The organism is Cellulophaga baltica (genome assembly GCF_018861125.1).
In the GTDB taxonomy this organism is placed as follows: domain Bacteria; phylum Bacteroidota; class Bacteroidia; order Flavobacteriales; family Flavobacteriaceae; genus Cellulophaga; species Cellulophaga baltica_A.
In genome coordinates this window covers 585,689-602,433 of record NZ_JAHKQN010000013.1, presented here as the reverse complement: position 1 = coordinate 602,433, position 16,745 = coordinate 585,689, and the positions used below count along the sequence as shown (strand labels likewise).

Below are 16,745 nucleotides of genomic sequence, written 5' to 3'. Positions count from 1 at the left end.
AAGACTTATGAAAAATTATAATAAAATTATATTATTAGTTATGATAGGGCTTTTCTTATCATGCTCAGAATCATTTTTAGAAATTACTCCTCAAGATTCTGTTTCTACAGATGAAGCTATAACTAATTTAGAAGATCTTGAGACTTCAGTAACAGGAGTATACGATGAACTTCAAAGTGCTTATTATTATGGTAGGTATATGTTTTTAATTCCTGACGTTTTAGCAGATGATGTTAAACAGAATTTATCAGCGAATAGAATTGTTGATTATGCTGAACACGTACAACAAGTTGATGATGCACAAGCAAGCGCATTATGGGAAGGAATGTATTTTGCAAATAACGCATTGAACAACATTATTAATTCAGATGTTGAGGTTTCAGATTCATCACAAGATGATAAAGACCATATTATAGGTGAAGCTTATGCTCTAAGAGGATTGATTTATTTTGATTTAGTTAAATTGTTTTCTCAAACTTATAATTTTACTGATGATGCAAGCCATGCAGGTGTACCTATAATTACTGAATTTGATCCAACATCAGAACCAGAAAGAAGTACCGTTGAAGAAGTTTACAATCAAGTAATTTCTGATATGACTATGGCTCTTTCTTTAATGAGTGATACTTCTAGAACTTCAAACTCTAGTACTTTATCATCTACATCAGTTAAAGCATTTTTAGCAAGAGTTTATTTGTATAAAGAAGATTGGACAAATGCTGAAGCTATGGCAACAGATGTGATAAATGGAGGTTACAGTTTAATTGATAATGAGAACTATTTAAATGTTTGGAATGTAGATAATACTTCTGAATCAATATTTGAAATCTCTAATACAGAGACTGATAATGTTGGTGGTAACGCTATATCTGGTTTATATCTTTCCGCTGCAGTAGGTGGTTACGGTGATTATTTACCTTCTGATGATGTCGTTTCTTTATATGAAGAAGAAGATGCCAGATTACAAACTTTTATTATTGACACATTATTAACAGGTGATTATGCTCCTTACAGAGTAAATAAATACCCTGAAGTACTTGGATATGATAATGTAAAAGTTATTCGCCTTCCTGAGATGTATTTAATTAGAGCAGAAGCAAGAGCAGAAATTGGTACAGATGTAGCGGGTGCTCAATCTGATTTAAATACAGTGCGCCAAAGAGCATTGCCAACAGCTGAAGATGTTACAGCAACTGGTGATGATTTAATTGATGAAATTATGTTAGAAAGAAGGTTAGAACTTTGTTTTGAAGGACATAGACTTTGGGATTTAATGCGTAAAAATGAAGATATAGTTCGTACACAATGTACATCTAGTATTTGTTATATACCTTTTGGTGATGACACTAATATTTTACCTATTCCACAAGACGAAACTGATGTTAACCCTAACATTGAACAAAACCCAGGATATTAATTAGTCTAGTTTTCACAAGTAGAAGAAGCTGTGTATAGCAGCTTCTTTTATCTTGTGTTTTTTAAAATATATGTTGTAATAAAAACAAATCAAATGAGGTTTTCTATATTCTTTATATTTTCTCTTATTTTCTGTACTAGCTATAGTCAAGAAGTAAAATTTCGTAGCAGCGGACGTTTAATTTTAGGCATTCTAAAAGAGCGTACAGCATCAACAGGTGCAGGTGATATTGATGGTGATGGCGATACAGACTTAATTGTTGCAAATGGTAGACATTGGCCTGGTCAAAACAGAATTTTTATTAATAATGGTCGAGGTATTTTTACAGTATCAAAATTATTAGGTGACGAGAAAGAAACTAGTTATTCTACAGAACTTGCTGATTTTGATGGTGATGGCGATTTAGATATTGCGGTTGGTAATGATATGGCTCCAAATTTTATTTTTATTAATGACGGTAAAGGTAACTTTACTAAAGCTTCACAATTTGGACAAACATATGCACCCACAAGAAATATTGTAGTAGCTGATATTGATCAAGATGGAGATACTGATATTTTAATTACAAACAGAGGACGAGAAAATGAAATTTGTTTAAATGATGGTAAAGGAAATTTTGCACCATCTATAGGATTTGGAACTAAAAATGATTCAACTATTGATGTTGAGATTGCCGACATGAATAATGATGGGCATATGGATTTGATTTTAGCAAATCGTGAAAGTGAGCGTAATAAAACTCCTGATGGAGAACAAAACGCGATCTACCTTAATGATGGGAATTTAAACTTCAATAAAAAATTAGGTTTTGGTACGGGTAAAGATAGTACAAGGTCTGTAGCTATTACAGATTTAGATAATGATGGTTATTTAGATATTATTACAGCGAATATTGGTAGTCCGAATGTTATTTATTTCGGAGATAAAAAACTAAAATATAAAGAACGTCTTGTTTATGATTCGTTAAATGGAAATTCATTTGCTGTTGCATTAGGTGATATTAATTTAGATGGTGAATTAGATATCGTAATAGGTAATTACGAACAACCTAATATGGTATTTATTAATAAAGGTGCTGGTAAAAAATGGGAAGCTATTCAATTGAATAATGAAAACTTTAATACGTACGATATTTTAACTTCCGATTTAAATAGTGATGGCCGATTAGATATTATTGAAAGTAATTCTGATGAATTAAATCAATATTATTTTTCTCAAGAAAACAAAGACAAATAATTTTTTAAATTAAAGAGTGCACTATGAAATTAAAATTCACACTAAAATTAGCTTTATTAACGCTAGTTTGTAGTTGTTCATCTACACCATCAAAATGGCAAGATATAAATGAAGAAGGTAAGTTTTTAGTTTATAGAAGGCAATCACAAATAGGAGAAGAAACCTATAGTATTACTTCCAATAAAGATACTATAACAGTTACCTCTATACAAGGTGAAAATGAGAGAGGTCGTATTAGTGGTGTAGAATCAAAATTATATTTAACTACTGATTTAGAACCATTATCATATGTAAGCAGACGTATTTCTAATAAGGATACAACCAACATATTTAAAATGGAGGTTGATGGAGATCAAGTCTCAATATGGGAAAAACATTTTGATGTAGTTACTTCAAAGAAAAAAGATGTTTTTTTTGGTATAAATAGTAATATTCCTGCAGGTATTGAAATGATGCTTTATCATTTTTATTTAGATAAAAATATTAAAGGAGGTGTTTCAACCTTACCAAGAGGCGAGGTTTCTATGACGTTTAAGAAAAAAGATACTGCAGTTATAAAAGGAGCTAAAATTCCTTTAGACAGGTATGTTGTTGAAGGTGTTAATTGGGGTGGTCGTACTATTTGGTTAGATGAAGATGAAAATTTAATTGCTATAGTAAAAGCAAACACACAAATAAGAGAACTAATACGTGAAGGTTACGAAGAAGCAAAATCACTTTTTATTGCAGGAAATGTAGAAGAACAAATAAGTGCTTTACAAAAATATACTTCAGATCTAAAAGGTGATCAAGCCAATATAAAAGCGCTAGTAGGTGGTGATATAATTGATGGTGTAAAAGGTGCTATTCAAAAAAACATGACCATAATTATCGAAAATGGAAAAATAAAGGAAATAGGAAGTTCTCCCGAAACTAAAATTCCTGAAAATGCTAAAGTTATTGATGTAAAAGGTAAAACCTTAATGCCTGGTATGTGGGATATGCATGCACACTCTAATCAAGTACAATGGGCACCAGCGTATTTAGCAGGTGGTGTAACTACAATTAGAGATAATGGTAATGAATTAGAATTTGCTACAGCATTTAGAGATGAAATTGCAAAAAATGGTGCCTTAGGCCCTGATATTCTTTTAGCAGGTATGACTGATGGTCCTGGTCCAAAAGGAAACGGAATAATTAGAGCTAGATCCGTAGAAGAAGCTAAAGAAGTTGTTGCCTTATATCATAAAAATGGATATGAGCAAATTAAAATATATTCATCTATAGAACCAGAAATTTTAAAAGTTTTGGCAGAAGAAGCTCATAAAATAGGTATGACAGTTACGGGTCATGTACCAAATCCAGTAAATGATACTCGTATGGCTGTAGAAGGGGGGATGGATATGTTAAGCCACTACAATAGAATATTAGCTGCTTTATTTACAGATAAAAAAGTGTCTGATATTGGCCCATATTTTATGGTAGATAATGAAGTTACAGATGATATGGTAAATGATGCTATAGCATTTTACCTAAAACACGGTACTGTTTTAGATGTAACTTTTGGGTTAGGTGTAATGCGTACACTACCAAAAGGTAATTTAATGGAAACAATAGAGCCAGATGCTTATAGAATGGCATACGAACTTTTTGAAGGTAAAAGGTTTAGAGCTGGAACAAACCCATTACTTGCCAATAAATCAAAACTTAATATAATGAGATCTGGAGAGGTTATTGGAAAGTTTTATAAAGCAGGTATACCTATAGTTGCTGGAACAGATAATTTTGCGCCAGGTTTCGCACTTTTCTTAGAGTTAGAATCTTATGTTAAGTTTTGTGATTTAACACCTTTAGATGCTATTAAAACAGCAACTATAATTCCTGCAAAAGCTATGGGTTATGGTGATGTTACAGGAACTTTAGAAGTTGGTAAAGAAGCTGATATTGCAATTCTAGAAAAAAACCCTCTTGAGAATATCGAAAATATAAGAACTGTTGAAGCTGTTATTACTAATGGTAATTATTATGAGAGTGAGCCTTTATGGCATGCAACAGATTTTAAAGCTAAAAACGATTAAAAAAACATATTTTGCATGTTTAATTTATCAAATAAAAATAATAATATTAAAAATATGGGTTTTAAAACATTGTTTTTAGGGCTCATATTTTTATTTTTTCAGAATATAAACAGTCAAGATCTTAATCTTAAATACTTGGGTGTTGCTGGTTGGGAAATATCTGATGATAGTCTTACTATTTTGGTAGATCCTTATATTTCAAGATTAAAATTTAAAGGTAACCCTCGTTTTTACGGAAAAGGAGATAATCGCCCAGTAATTAATAGTACTGATGTTTACGTATCGGATACTGTTGCAATAAATAAGGTTATTACAAAAGCAGATTATATTTTAGTTCACCATTCGCACACAGATCATTTAGCAGATGTACCCTATATTGCCCAAAAAACAGGAGCTGTTGTTATAGGTACAGAAACTACCAATACCATTTTAAAAGCTTATGGAATACCGCAAGAACAATTGATTACTGTTAAAGGAGGTGAAGATTTTCAGTTTGATAAATTTTCGGTCAGAGTTATACCTTCTATTCATTCTGCTTTAGGAGATAAGCGCTACTTTGATGCAAGAACATATACATATGCTACGAAACTAAAAGTTCCTTTAAAAGACGAAGAATTTATTGAGGGAGGTTCTCTTATGTTTATGTTGCGAATTAATTCGCATAAAATACTTACTTCAGGTTCAATGAATTTTATAGAAAGAGAAGTAGCCGGACTTAAACCTGATGTATTAATACCAGGCATTAATCTTTCTAGATTAGAAATTTATAAATATACAGAGCGATTATTAAAGTTAACCGATTTTCCGAAAACGGTAATACCTACGCATTGGGATAATTTTAGAGTACCTTACGGTTATTCTCAAGAAAGTGCCATAGAAAAAAAGGTTAAGCCTTTTATAGAAGAAGTTAAAGCTGTTTCTCCTGATTCAAAAGTTATTGTTCCTGTTCATTTAGAAACAATTATAATAAAATAATAATTTATTTGACTAAGAGTTTTTTTGCAAAACCAAGTTGTAATACGCCTTAATATTTTTATGAAAACTAATGCCCAAATAAATCCGCTTTGGAACGAAAAAAAGATTAAGAATTATTTACCTCATATGACAGTTCCTGAGGTTGATGATTTTTTAAGTAAATCTGACTTAGTTATTATTCCAATTGGTGCATTAGAACAACATTCAAGTCATTTACCAATTGGTACTGACTTTATAAATGGGGTAGAACAATGTAAGTTAATTGCACAAGAACGAGATATTTTAGTAGCTCCAGTATTAATGGCAGGGCAATCACCTTACCATATGGCTTTTGCAGGATCTATTACCTTAAGTGCAGAAACTATTGTTCAAGTGCATATGGAAACTGTAGAGTCATTAATTAAACATGGTTTTAAACGTTTTGTTTTTATGAATTCTCATGGTGGAAATAGAGCAATTACTACGTTTTTAGTTGACCAAATAAATCAAAAAACAGCTGGTGTAGCTGTTGATTTTGGTGTAGCAATAAATCCGTTTTTAAAACCAGATATTTCTGAAGCACCTCAAGTATTAGATCGTCATGCAGGTACAGGAGAAACATCAGATTCTTTGTATTTAATGCCAGATTTAGTACAATTAGAAAAAGCTACGGCTACAAAATTAACGCTACCTAAACATTTAGAAAATATGATTCCGGGTGTTGTTGATAATGACCCAACGGCTAAATTGTTATTTCTTTCTGAAGCCTTAAAAGCAGAAGAAACTGGTAAAAAAACGTCAACAATTGAAATGACCGAAACTGGAGTTTGGGGAGAATTAAACCCTAAAGAAGCAACAGTAGAAAGAGGTAAAAAGAATATAAAAAACGTAGTTCAAGCAAGTGTGAAATTCATTGATAAATGGAATGAATCAATAGCGAGTTCTTAAGTAAATAACAAAATATAATTTCTGTAATAATGAAAGTTTCAAAAAGTCAAATAGGATTAGTTTTAGGCCCACTTGCATTTATTTATATATTTTTCTTTTTTAATGCTGAAGGCTTGTCTGAAGCTTCAAAAGCAATTTTAGCCTCTGTTGCCTGGATTGCTATTTGGTGGATTACTGAAGCTATATCAATTGCTGTTACAGCACTACTACCTATTATACTTTTTCCTCTGTCAAATGGTATGTCCTTAAGTGAAACCACAGCATCTTACGGGCATAAGTATATCTATTTATATGTTGGAGGTTTTATTTTAGCTATCGCAATTGAAAAGTGTAACTTACATAAACGAATAGCACTTTCAATTATAAAAATCGTAGGAACAAATATTACCAATATTATACTTGGTTTTATGATTGCTACAGCACTTTTGTCTATGTGGATTTCTAACACAGCGTCTACAGTAATGATATTGCCAATGGCAATGGCAATTGTTACTCAGTTAAAAGACAATCCGAACACTATAAAAAATGAAAATACGTTGTTCGGTAAAGCATTAATGTTGGCAATTGCATATAGTGCTTCTATTGGTGGTATTGCTACTTTAATAGGTACGCCAACAAACCTTGTACTTGCAGGAGTTGTTCAAACAACTTTTGGGGTAGAAATTACTTTTTATCAATGGTTTGTTTTTGGCTTTCCTATTGCAACTGTTCTATTATTTGTATGTTGGAAATACTTAACAACTTATGCTTATAAGTTTGAGCAAAAAGAATTTCCTGGAGGTAAAGAGGAAATTAACCAGCAGTTAAAGGCATTAGGTAAAATGTCACATGATGAGAAAATGGTTTTAATTGTTTTTTGTTGTACTGCATTTGCATGGATTACAAGATCGTTTTTGTTACAAAAATTTATCCCTAGAATTGATGATACTATTATAAGTATATTTTTTGCGGTACTTTTATTTGTACTTCCTTCTAGTAAAAAAGAAGAGCGCTTAATTTCATGGGAGGATGCTGTAAAATTACCTTGGGGGGTTGTTCTTTTATTTGGTGGCGGTATGGCATTAGCTTCAGGTTTTGAATCTAGCGGATTAGCACTGTGGATAGGTAATAAATTAATTGCCTTAGAATCGGTTCCTTTTTTCTTTTTACTATTGATATTAATTTTTGCAGTCAACTTTTTAACTGAAATAACCTCAAATATTGCAACTACAGCAATGTTATTACCTGTTTTATTATCCTTAGCGCCAACTTTAGGTGTTCACCCTTATTATTTAATGATTAGTGCCACTGTAGCTGCTTCATGCGCCTTTATGTTGCCTGTTGCAACACCACCAAATGCCGTAGTATTTGGTTCTGGCTATTTAAAAATTGAAGATATGGTTAAAAAAGGTATTTGGATGAATTTAATTTCTATTATTATTCTAACCCTTTTTGTATACTTTATGCTTCCTCTTATTTGGGATTTAAGTGAGTTATAAGCTTAAAATTAATAAGGAAGTTCAAAAATGAGATTAAAAATTGTTTAAATAAAAAAACGTCTCTGTCAAAAAATACAATACGTTAAAGAAAATGAGTGTAAAGTAATTATTTGCTAATAATTGCAAATTCAAATTTCAATAGCTCTTATCATGGTATAAACATTAGTATATTTATTCTAAGCGAATTAATATAGTTTACTAATATTTATACGTTAAGTATTAAGAATTATTGAAATAATAGAATGGATAATACTACGCAAGAGCATAAAAGATTAAATCAAAATTATTCCGAAGAAAAAGACTGGCTTAAATGGGGTCCCTATTTAAGTGAACGCCAATGGGGTACTGTTCGTGAAGATTATAGTGGTGGTGGTGATGCATGGAACTATTTTCCGCATGACCATGCTCGTAGTAGAGTTTACCGCTGGGGCGAAGATGGTATCGCAGGCATATCTGACCGTTACTGTAATATCTGTTTTGGTGTTAGTATGTGGAATGGTAATGATGATATTATAAAAGAACGGTTATTCGGTTTAACAGGTCCACAAGGTAATCATGGTGAAGATGTAAAGGAACTTTATTATTATTTAGAGTCTACTCCTACACATTCATACATGAAACATTTGTATAAATATCCTCATGCTAAATTCCCTTATGCGGAACTTGTAGCAGAAAATAGAAGTAGAGATAGAAGCCAATTAGAATATGAATTATTAGATACTGGTATATTTGATGATGATGCTTATTTTGATGTAGAAACAGAATATGCTAAAGCTGATAATGAAGATATTTTGGTAAAAATCACGGTAAATAATCGTGGTAAAAAGAAAGCACCTATTCATTTATTACCAACACTATGGATTAGAAACTATTGGAGTTTTAGGGATATGCCTAAGAAACCAGTGATTAAAAAGACAGACAATAAAAAAGAAAATTGCGTAAGTATTGATCATTGCTATGTTGGTAAGTATAATTTTTATTATGAAGATGCTTCAAAACTTTTATTTACTGAGAATGAGACAAATATGGAAGCTGTTTTTAATAGTGAAAATGATCACCCCTATAAAAAAGATTTATTTCATACAGCAGTTACCACTAATGACTATAAGGTAGCCACAAAATTAAAAAACGGGACTAAGTTTTCTCCATTATACATTTTAGAACTAGAAGCTGGTGCATCAAAATCTATAAAACTTAGATTGTCAAAAAATGAATTAAACAATCCTTTTGATGAAGATTACGATTCGGTTTTAAAAACTAGAACAGAAGAATGTGAAGAGTTTTATAAAAACACAGTGAAAGATAATGACCAATTAATGATTCAAAAACAGGCTTTTGCAGGTTTACTTTGGTCCAAACAATATTACAATTATGATGTAGAAAAATGGCTGAATGGTGATGCGAAAGCATCAATACCTTCGGCACAAAGGTTGACCGGTCGTAATAATACTTGGAAAACATTACGTAATCACGATATTATGCTTATGCCAGATGCATGGGAATACCCTTGGTATGCCGCTTGGGATTCTGCTTTTCATTGTGCTACAATGGCATTGGTTGATGCCGATTTTGCAAAAAATCAACTATTACTTTTCACAAAAGAGTGGTATATGGCGCCTAATGGCCAGATACCTGCTTATGAATGGAATTTTAGTGATGTGAATCCGCCTGTACAAGCATGGGCAACGTTAAATATTTATAGAAACGAAAAAAAGGTAAAAGGTAAAGGAGATCTTAACTTTTTAAAACGGATGTTTAATAAGCTCGCTATTAACTTTACGTGGTGGGTGAACCGTTTAGATACTAACCAAAATAATGTGTTTGAAGGTGGCTTTTTAGGCTTAGATAATATTGGTGTTTTTGATAGAAGTCATGGAGTGCCAGGTGGTGGTGTTTTACAACAAGTTGATGGTACAGCATGGATGGCGCTTTATTGTTTAAATATGCTCGAAATGAGCTTAGAACTAGGTATGGAAGATGATACTTACGACGATATGGCTATTAAATACTTTGGTCATTTTGTTTTTATTGCCGAGGCTTTAAATGAGATAAGTATAAAACATAAGGGTATTTGGAATGAAGAGGAAAGCTTTTTCTACGATAAATTAATTTTACCTGATGGTCAAGAAAGATCAATACGTGTACGTTCTATAGCTGGTATGCTTTCTATAGCTGCAGTACTTTGTATTAAAAAAGAAACACTTGAAAAGTTGCCTAAATTTAAAGAAAGCGTTCAGTGGTTTAAGCACCATAGAATGAAAACTTTAAAGTTTCCGGTGATACAAGAATATGCTGATGGTGAAGATTTATTACTTTCTTTAGTACCTAAAGACCGAATGAAAATTTTAGTAAAAGCATTATTAGATGAAAAAGAATTTTTAAGTCCTTACGGAATACGTTCACTTTCTAAGATACATGAAACTCCTTATCATATTGATATTAATGGCGTAGATTATAATATTAATTTTGAACCTAGCGAGTCTTCAACTTCATTATTTGGTGGTAATTCAAACTGGAGAGGCCCTGTCTGGTTTCCTATGAATTATTTATTTATCCAAGCTATAAAAGAACATTATATGTATTATGGTGAAGAAGAAAAATTTGAATACCCAACAGGAAGTAAAAATGAATTATCACTGCAAGAAATAAGTGTCGAAATAAGTAAACGTCTTATATCAATTTTTGAAAGCGATGAAAAGGGCGAGCGTGTAGTTCATGCGTTACATAAAGGTATTTATACCCGTGAGCATTTTAAAGATCTTATTTTGTTTTATGAGTATTTTCATGCAGATAATGGCCGAGGAGTGGGTGCATCACACCAAACTGGTTGGACATCATTAGTAGCTAATTTGATTAATGAAATTAATTAAAAATTCAATATTTATTAAAAAGCTACTTTAAGCGTAGCTTTTTTTTATGCTTTAGGATTTGGGTAATTATCAGATTGGTCTTCAACAGTTTCATCCATGCAAACAAAATCTTTTTCAATAAGAATACCAATTTCTATATCTGAAGCTGTTTTAAACACGTTATTAAAACCAACAACACTATTTGTTGCCCAGTCTTTTGTAGCTTCAATAGGGAAGAGAACAGTGACTGTATTGTTACTAAAATCAGCTTCTAGTGTGTTTACTTCTCCTGCTTTTAGTTCATACATAAATTGAGTAGTAGGAAACTCTGTTTGTTCCTTATAATATCCTGTTCTACAAAACTCTTCTACTTCACTTTTAGTAAGTCTATAGCGTAGCGTATTACCTTTTATTCTAATTTTCATTTGTACTAGTCTTGTAATTAATAGTAATTCTTGTGCCTTCTCCTTGCTTTGTATTTATAAACAAACGTCCGTTTATATAACTAATTCGTTCCTTCATATAAAATAAGCCCATACCGCCATCGCTATTGTTTTTTGGAGGTTTGTCAACAGTAGTGTAATCAAATCCATTACCATCATCATCAACTTTTACACTTAATAATCCATCGGTATAATTAATAGATAAAAGTATGTAATTTGATTCTGCATATTTTATAGCATTGTTTACCGCTTCTTGGGCAACTCTATAAATGTTCGTTTCAGCTAATGAGTCAAAACGTATATTTTTTTCCGTTTTATTTTCAAACAGAATGTTTTTGCCAGTCAGTTTTGCTAACTCAACTGCCATTTTATGTAATGCAGGTATTATACCGTGATCTTTTAATTCTGGTGGCGTTAAATTAAAAGTAGCCGTTCGTACACCTTTAATTAAATCGGAACATAAAGTTTTTAAATAGGCTATTTTTTCTGCCGTTTTAGCAGTGTTTTCAAGGTTTATAGATTCTATATTAAACTTTAAAGCGGTTAGCATTTGGCCAATACCGTCATGAATATCTTTTGCAATACGTTTACGTTCTTCTTCTTGGCCTTCAACTATTTGACTTGCTTGTTGTTTTTTTTGAAGCATTTTATCATCAAAATTCTGTTGCTTTAACTGTTCAACTTTTGCTTGATTTTGAATACGTTCTGTGATATCAGAACATAAGATTAATATGCTTTGTTTTTTGCTAGATTGGTGTAGAGGTATTATAGACATGTCTAGCCAAATTCCTTCTCCTTTTTTCGTGTTTATTTTAATTTCTTCGGTGCGTATGTTTTTTCTATTGTTTTTTAAGATTTCCTTTAAATACTGTTGTTGTCCTTCATTAGTAGTTAATACTTCTGAAAGTTGTTTGGTTAAATCTTGTGTGTTTACACCTAATAATTCTTGAAATTTTTTACTTATAAACACAATACTCCCGTCGTTTTTTGCACTTGCAAATAAGGCGGCATTATCAATTACAAAGTTCAACTCTTGTAACTCTTGTAATGACTTTTCTTTCTCTTGAAAAAGCTCTTGTATTTTTTCTGTGTTTGTGTCTGATTTTAGCTGGCTCTTTATCAGTTTTGCGATGGTACCTTTAATTTGAAAAGATAAAGGTCTGAAGATAAAAATAATCTCAAGTATAAGAATAAGAAGTGAAAAGGCAAATAAAGCAAATTCTTTATATTTCAAAAATTGAAGTTCAGTCTTACTTTTTTCATCATATTCATTCACAATGGTATCCATTAATTGAAGAAATATTTTTTCGTTTTTCAGAATTTCATTTGGGTTAGATTCAATCCCATCTTTATTATTAATAATTTTAGTAGCACAGGCTATCATTGAGTTATGATAGGGAGTAATTTTTTTAAAAAGCTTTTGAATGTCTTTGTGTTCTTCTTTTTTTAGCCCCATAGAATCATTACCAAATTGCAATGCTTTATGAGAAGTACTCCAAACGTAAATTGTTTTTTTTAAATCAGATACTATTTGTTTTTTTTCAGATGTAGCTAGTTGAGGTTGTTTTAGTAACAATACTTCTTTTACAAGTTTTTGACTATAGGCACGTTGCCTACCTGCTACGTTAATTACACGAGAGTCACCTAATTGAGCGTTTATATGGAGTTGAATTAATATTTGAGCAACAATAATGGTCATTGCAATTGCTGCAAAAGCAAACAGGTACCATTTTTGTATTCTTAAAAAGGTAGTGGTATCTAATGGACGCTCAAATTGTTTTTCACTCATGTATAATTTTTGGTTAAGAAAAGAGACTTTTTAACCTTGTAAAGCTTTGCCAACTAGTGCTAAGGAACTTTCAGATAAAGGAAGTTTTAAAGCGGCTTTTTGTCCTTTTTCTGACATTTTACGCCATGTTTTTTGAACAATATCAATTAATTTTTCTTCACTATATTTTTTAGCAAAAGGTTCAAAATAAAACTCTAAAAACACTAAACAAATGACATCTTCTAATGTTTGTGTTTCTTCGTTTTTTTTTAGTTGTTTTTTTTCAAGTAAAAAAGCAACATTATCAATAGTATCTTGATTATAGCCAACTTCTTTCAAAATTTCACCAGCTTTTTTAGCATGAAATTTTTTAAGGTCTTGTCGCCATTTAAGATAACCAGCTCTATTCATTTCGTATGAATCACGAGCTATTTCCCATCTGCAGATGTGCTGGCAACGAGCTGTTAATTGTAACACTTCAGAAGCATCAGGAGCAAAATCATTTAATTTTTCACTCATTCTAATAGCATAAAGCACTTCTTTCGCATAGCTTTTCCCATTAAAGTATTCTTTGTTTGGGTCTTGCTCATTTGCTTTATCAAAAAGTTGAAATGCTTTTTCTAATTTATCTGATGCTGCCATAATGTACCTTGCTTTTCTCCAAAGCTATTCAGAAAAACCAATATACACAATATCATCTTCTATTTTTACAGGATATGTTGCAATAGCATCTAAATCACCATTCAAATTATCACCGCTTTCTAAAGAAAAAGTTTTTTTGTGTAACGGGCATGCAACCATTGGTATACCTTTGTGATCACCAATCATACCTCTGCTTAAAACCATTTCTTCTTTTTCAGGGGATAAGTTTTGACAAGCATACCATTTATTTAGTCTTTTAAAATTAAATACAGCAATCTGTAAATCTTTGTATTTAACACAGGCGCCACCATCTTTAGGAAATGAACTAACAGGCGCTGCTTTAAACCATACGTTAACATCTTCTGGCTTTACGGTTTTATATTTATCTGAAATTATATTCATTGTTTAAAATTTATAATTGATTGTTTAAAACTCAATTAGACCCATTTTTCAGGCATTTTTTGTTCTCTTAAAGGAACAAATACTAAGTTATCATCATCATCATCGCTATTTACAAAGTGATTAAAACGCTTCATCATTTCTGGATCGTTAATAGCTTGTGTCCATTCGCATTCAAACTTATTAACTAGTGTTTGCATTTCATTTTCTAAATCTTCTGCAATCCCTAATTTATCTTCTATAATTACTTCTTTTAAATAATCAAGTCCACCTTCTAAACGTTCTTGCCATGCTGCTGTTCTTTGTAGAGGTTTTGCGGTACGCATGTACAGCATTAAATAACGGTCAATATATTTAATTACCGTTTCATTATCTATCTGTTCTGCAAATAGTTCAGCATGTCGTGGTGTAGCCCCTCCATTACCTCCAAGGTATAAGTTCCAACCACCTTCAACAGCAATTAAACCAAAATCTTTTCCACGGGCTTCCGCACATTCACGAATGCAACCAGAAACACCACCTTTAATTTTGTGAGGGGCACGTATTCCTCGATATCTATTTTCTAATTCGATACCAAAACTTACACTCTCATCCATTCCGTATCGGCACCATGTAGAACCTACGCAAGTTTTTACTGTACGTAAAGATTTACCGTATGCATGACCACTTTCAAAGCCATGATCAATTAATTCTTTCCAAATTAATGGTAATTGGTTCAAAGTTGCACCAAATAAATCGATACGTACACCACCAGTTACTTTGGTATATAAATCATATTTTTTAGCAATTTCTCCAAGAGCAATTAGCTTATCTGGTGTAATTTCTCCACCAGGAACACGTGGGACTACAGAATAGGTGCCATTACGCTGAATGTTTGCTAAAAATCGATCATTTGAATCTTGTATAGCATATTCTTTATTAGCAGTATCAGCATTGATACTTGCCATTAATGAAGCTACAAGAGGTTTACATAATTCACAACCATGACCACCATTTCCGTGGTTATCTAATACTTCATCAAAAGTTTCATACCCTTTTACTTGAATTATTTTGTACAAATCTTGACGATTATAATCAAAGTGTTCACAAACAGAGTCCTTAACTTCAATACCTAAAGATTTTAAAGTAGCCTCAGTAAGGTCTTTTACCATTGGCTTACAACCACCACAACCAGTACCTGCTTTAGTACAGCTAACAACATCGGCTAGATCTTTAGATTCACCACTTTCAATAGAACCACAAATTTGTCCTTTGGTGACATTTTCGCAAGAGCATATTTGTGCTTCATTCGGTAAATCCATAACATCACCAAAAGAACCTCCATCTGCACCAGCTGGTAATATTAATTGTTCAGGGTTTTCAGGAATTGCCATTCCGTTTAAGAAAATTTGGTGCAACATACTATAATCAGAAGCATCACCAACCATAATACCACCTAATAGTGATTTTCCTTCTTTATCTACAATAATACTTTTGTAAATACCTTGAAGAGCATTCTCGTAAACAATTTCTAAACCATCATTTTCGTTTAATGCATCACCAAAACTAGCTACATCAATACCACTTAACTTAAGTTTGGTAGACATATCTATTTCAGTTGGCATATTAGCCTCTTTATCGCCTAGTAATTGTTCTACAACAATTTCTGCCATATCATAACCAGGAGCAACTAAGCCATAAATCATATTGTTTAATAAAGCACATTCACCAATAGCAAAAATATCAGTATCAGAAGTTCTCATATCATTAGTAACAACAATACCACCTCTTGTACCTACTTCTAATTCACAGGTTTTAGCTAATTCATCCCTAGGTCTAATTCCGGCAGAAACTAGTAACATATCAAATGGTACAGTTTCATCTTCCGAGAATTGCATTCCTGTCATAAAGCTATCACCAGTTAATTGTTGCGTAGCTTTACTTAATAATATCTTAATACCTAAGGCTTCTAATTTGGTTTGTAAAGATTTACTAGCATCGTTATTTAATTGCCTTGGCATTAATCTAGGAGCAAATTCAACAACGGAAGTTTCAAGTCCCATATCAACTAATGCTTTAGCTGCCTCTAAACCTAAAAGTCCTCCACCTAATATAGCTGCTTTTTTTTGTGTTCCTTCAGCTTTTAATTTAGCAACATAGTTCATGGTATCGTCTAAATCTTCAATAGTACGGTATACAAATACGCCTTCTTTTTCAATTCCCTTAATTGGAGGAACAAAAGCTGATGAACCTGTTGCTAATACCAAATAATCGTAAGTATACTTTTCATCTTTAGTCGTTACAATAGTTTTAGATTTTCTACTGATGTCACTTACTCTAACATTAGTAATTAATTCTATTTCATTTTCTTCGTACCAAGTACGAGGAGCCATTTCTAAAGCTTTAGCATTCTTGTTCTCAAAATACTCACTTAAATGAACTCTATCATAAGCAGGTCTTGGCTCTTCACCAAAAACAATGAGTTTAAAAGATTTGCTACCTTCTTTAGCCATAAATTTTTCACAAAACTTATAACCAACCATTCCATTTCCTACAACTATTATAGTTTTCATAT

The 16,745-nt window shown here is 31.9% G+C and carries 12 protein-coding genes; 7 read left to right on the top strand and 5 right to left on the bottom strand.

Annotated features, from left to right (window positions below):
* Nucleotides 1-7: 7 nt before the first annotated feature.
* From KO500_RS05370 to KO500_RS05340, 7 genes are all read left to right on the top strand, one after another.
* On the top strand, nt 8-1,417 hold the full coding sequence (locus tag KO500_RS05370) for a RagB/SusD family nutrient uptake outer membrane protein (protein WP_215955472.1): 1,410 nt from the start codon (nt 8-10) through the stop codon (nt 1,415-1,417).
* A gap of 93 nt (nt 1,418-1,510) precedes the next feature.
* Entirely contained in the window at nt 1,511-2,653 is a 1,143-nt protein-coding gene (locus KO500_RS05365) for an FG-GAP repeat domain-containing protein (protein ID WP_252732428.1), read from the top strand.
* A 23-nt stretch (nt 2,654-2,676) separates the two neighbouring features.
* Entirely contained in the window at nt 2,677-4,710 is a 2,034-nt protein-coding gene (locus tag KO500_RS05360; protein WP_215955471.1) for an amidohydrolase family protein, read from the top strand.
* 15 nt (nt 4,711-4,725) lie between these two features.
* The gene (locus KO500_RS05355; protein ID WP_215955470.1) at nt 4,726-5,685 is read left to right on the top strand and encodes an MBL fold metallo-hydrolase; all 960 of its coding nucleotides are present in this window, start codon (nt 4,726-4,728) and stop codon (nt 5,683-5,685) included.
* Nucleotides 5,686-5,745: 60 nt separating this feature from the next.
* Entirely contained in the window at nt 5,746-6,612 is an 867-nt protein-coding gene (locus tag KO500_RS05350; protein ID WP_215955469.1) for a creatininase family protein, read from the top strand.
* Nucleotides 6,613-6,641: 29 nt separating this feature from the next.
* The gene (locus tag KO500_RS05345) at nt 6,642-8,090 is read left to right on the top strand and encodes an SLC13 family permease (protein ID WP_215955468.1); all 1,449 of its coding nucleotides are present in this window, start codon (nt 6,642-6,644) and stop codon (nt 8,088-8,090) included.
* Between the two features lie 242 nt (nt 8,091-8,332).
* Nucleotides 8,333-10,960, top strand: coding sequence for an MGH1-like glycoside hydrolase domain-containing protein (locus tag KO500_RS05340; RefSeq protein ID WP_215955467.1), 2,628 nt, complete (start codon nt 8,333-8,335; stop codon nt 10,958-10,960).
* 44 nt (nt 10,961-11,004) lie between these two features.
* On the opposite strand, the gene KO500_RS05335 is transcribed toward KO500_RS05340, so the two are convergent.
* The 5 genes from KO500_RS05335 to nirB are packed head-to-tail and all read right to left on the bottom strand — an operon-like array spanning nt 11,005 to nt 16,743.
* Entirely contained in the window at nt 11,005-11,364 is a 360-nt protein-coding gene (locus KO500_RS05335) for a DUF7009 family protein (RefSeq protein WP_215955466.1), read from the bottom strand.
* A complete protein-coding gene (locus tag KO500_RS05330) occupies nt 11,354-13,171 on the bottom strand; it encodes a PAS domain-containing sensor histidine kinase (protein ID WP_215955465.1) in 1,818 nt (605 codons plus the stop codon). The genes KO500_RS05335 and KO500_RS05330 overlap by 11 nt, the downstream gene beginning before the upstream one ends.
* A 30-nt stretch (nt 13,172-13,201) precedes the next feature.
* The gene (locus KO500_RS05325) at nt 13,202-13,792 is read right to left on the bottom strand and encodes a DUF4202 domain-containing protein (protein ID WP_215955464.1); all 591 of its coding nucleotides are present in this window, start codon (nt 13,790-13,792) and stop codon (nt 13,202-13,204) included.
* Between the two features lie 24 nt (nt 13,793-13,816).
* Nucleotides 13,817-14,194, bottom strand: a complete 378-nt coding sequence (nirD, locus tag KO500_RS05320; RefSeq protein ID WP_215955463.1) for a nitrite reductase small subunit NirD — start codon at nt 14,192-14,194, stop codon at nt 13,817-13,819.
* 35 nt (nt 14,195-14,229) lie between these two features.
* Nucleotides 14,230-16,743, bottom strand: coding sequence for a nitrite reductase large subunit NirB (gene nirB / locus KO500_RS05315; protein ID WP_215955462.1), 2,514 nt, complete (start codon nt 16,741-16,743; stop codon nt 14,230-14,232).
* Between the last annotated feature and the right edge of the window lie 2 nt (nt 16,744-16,745).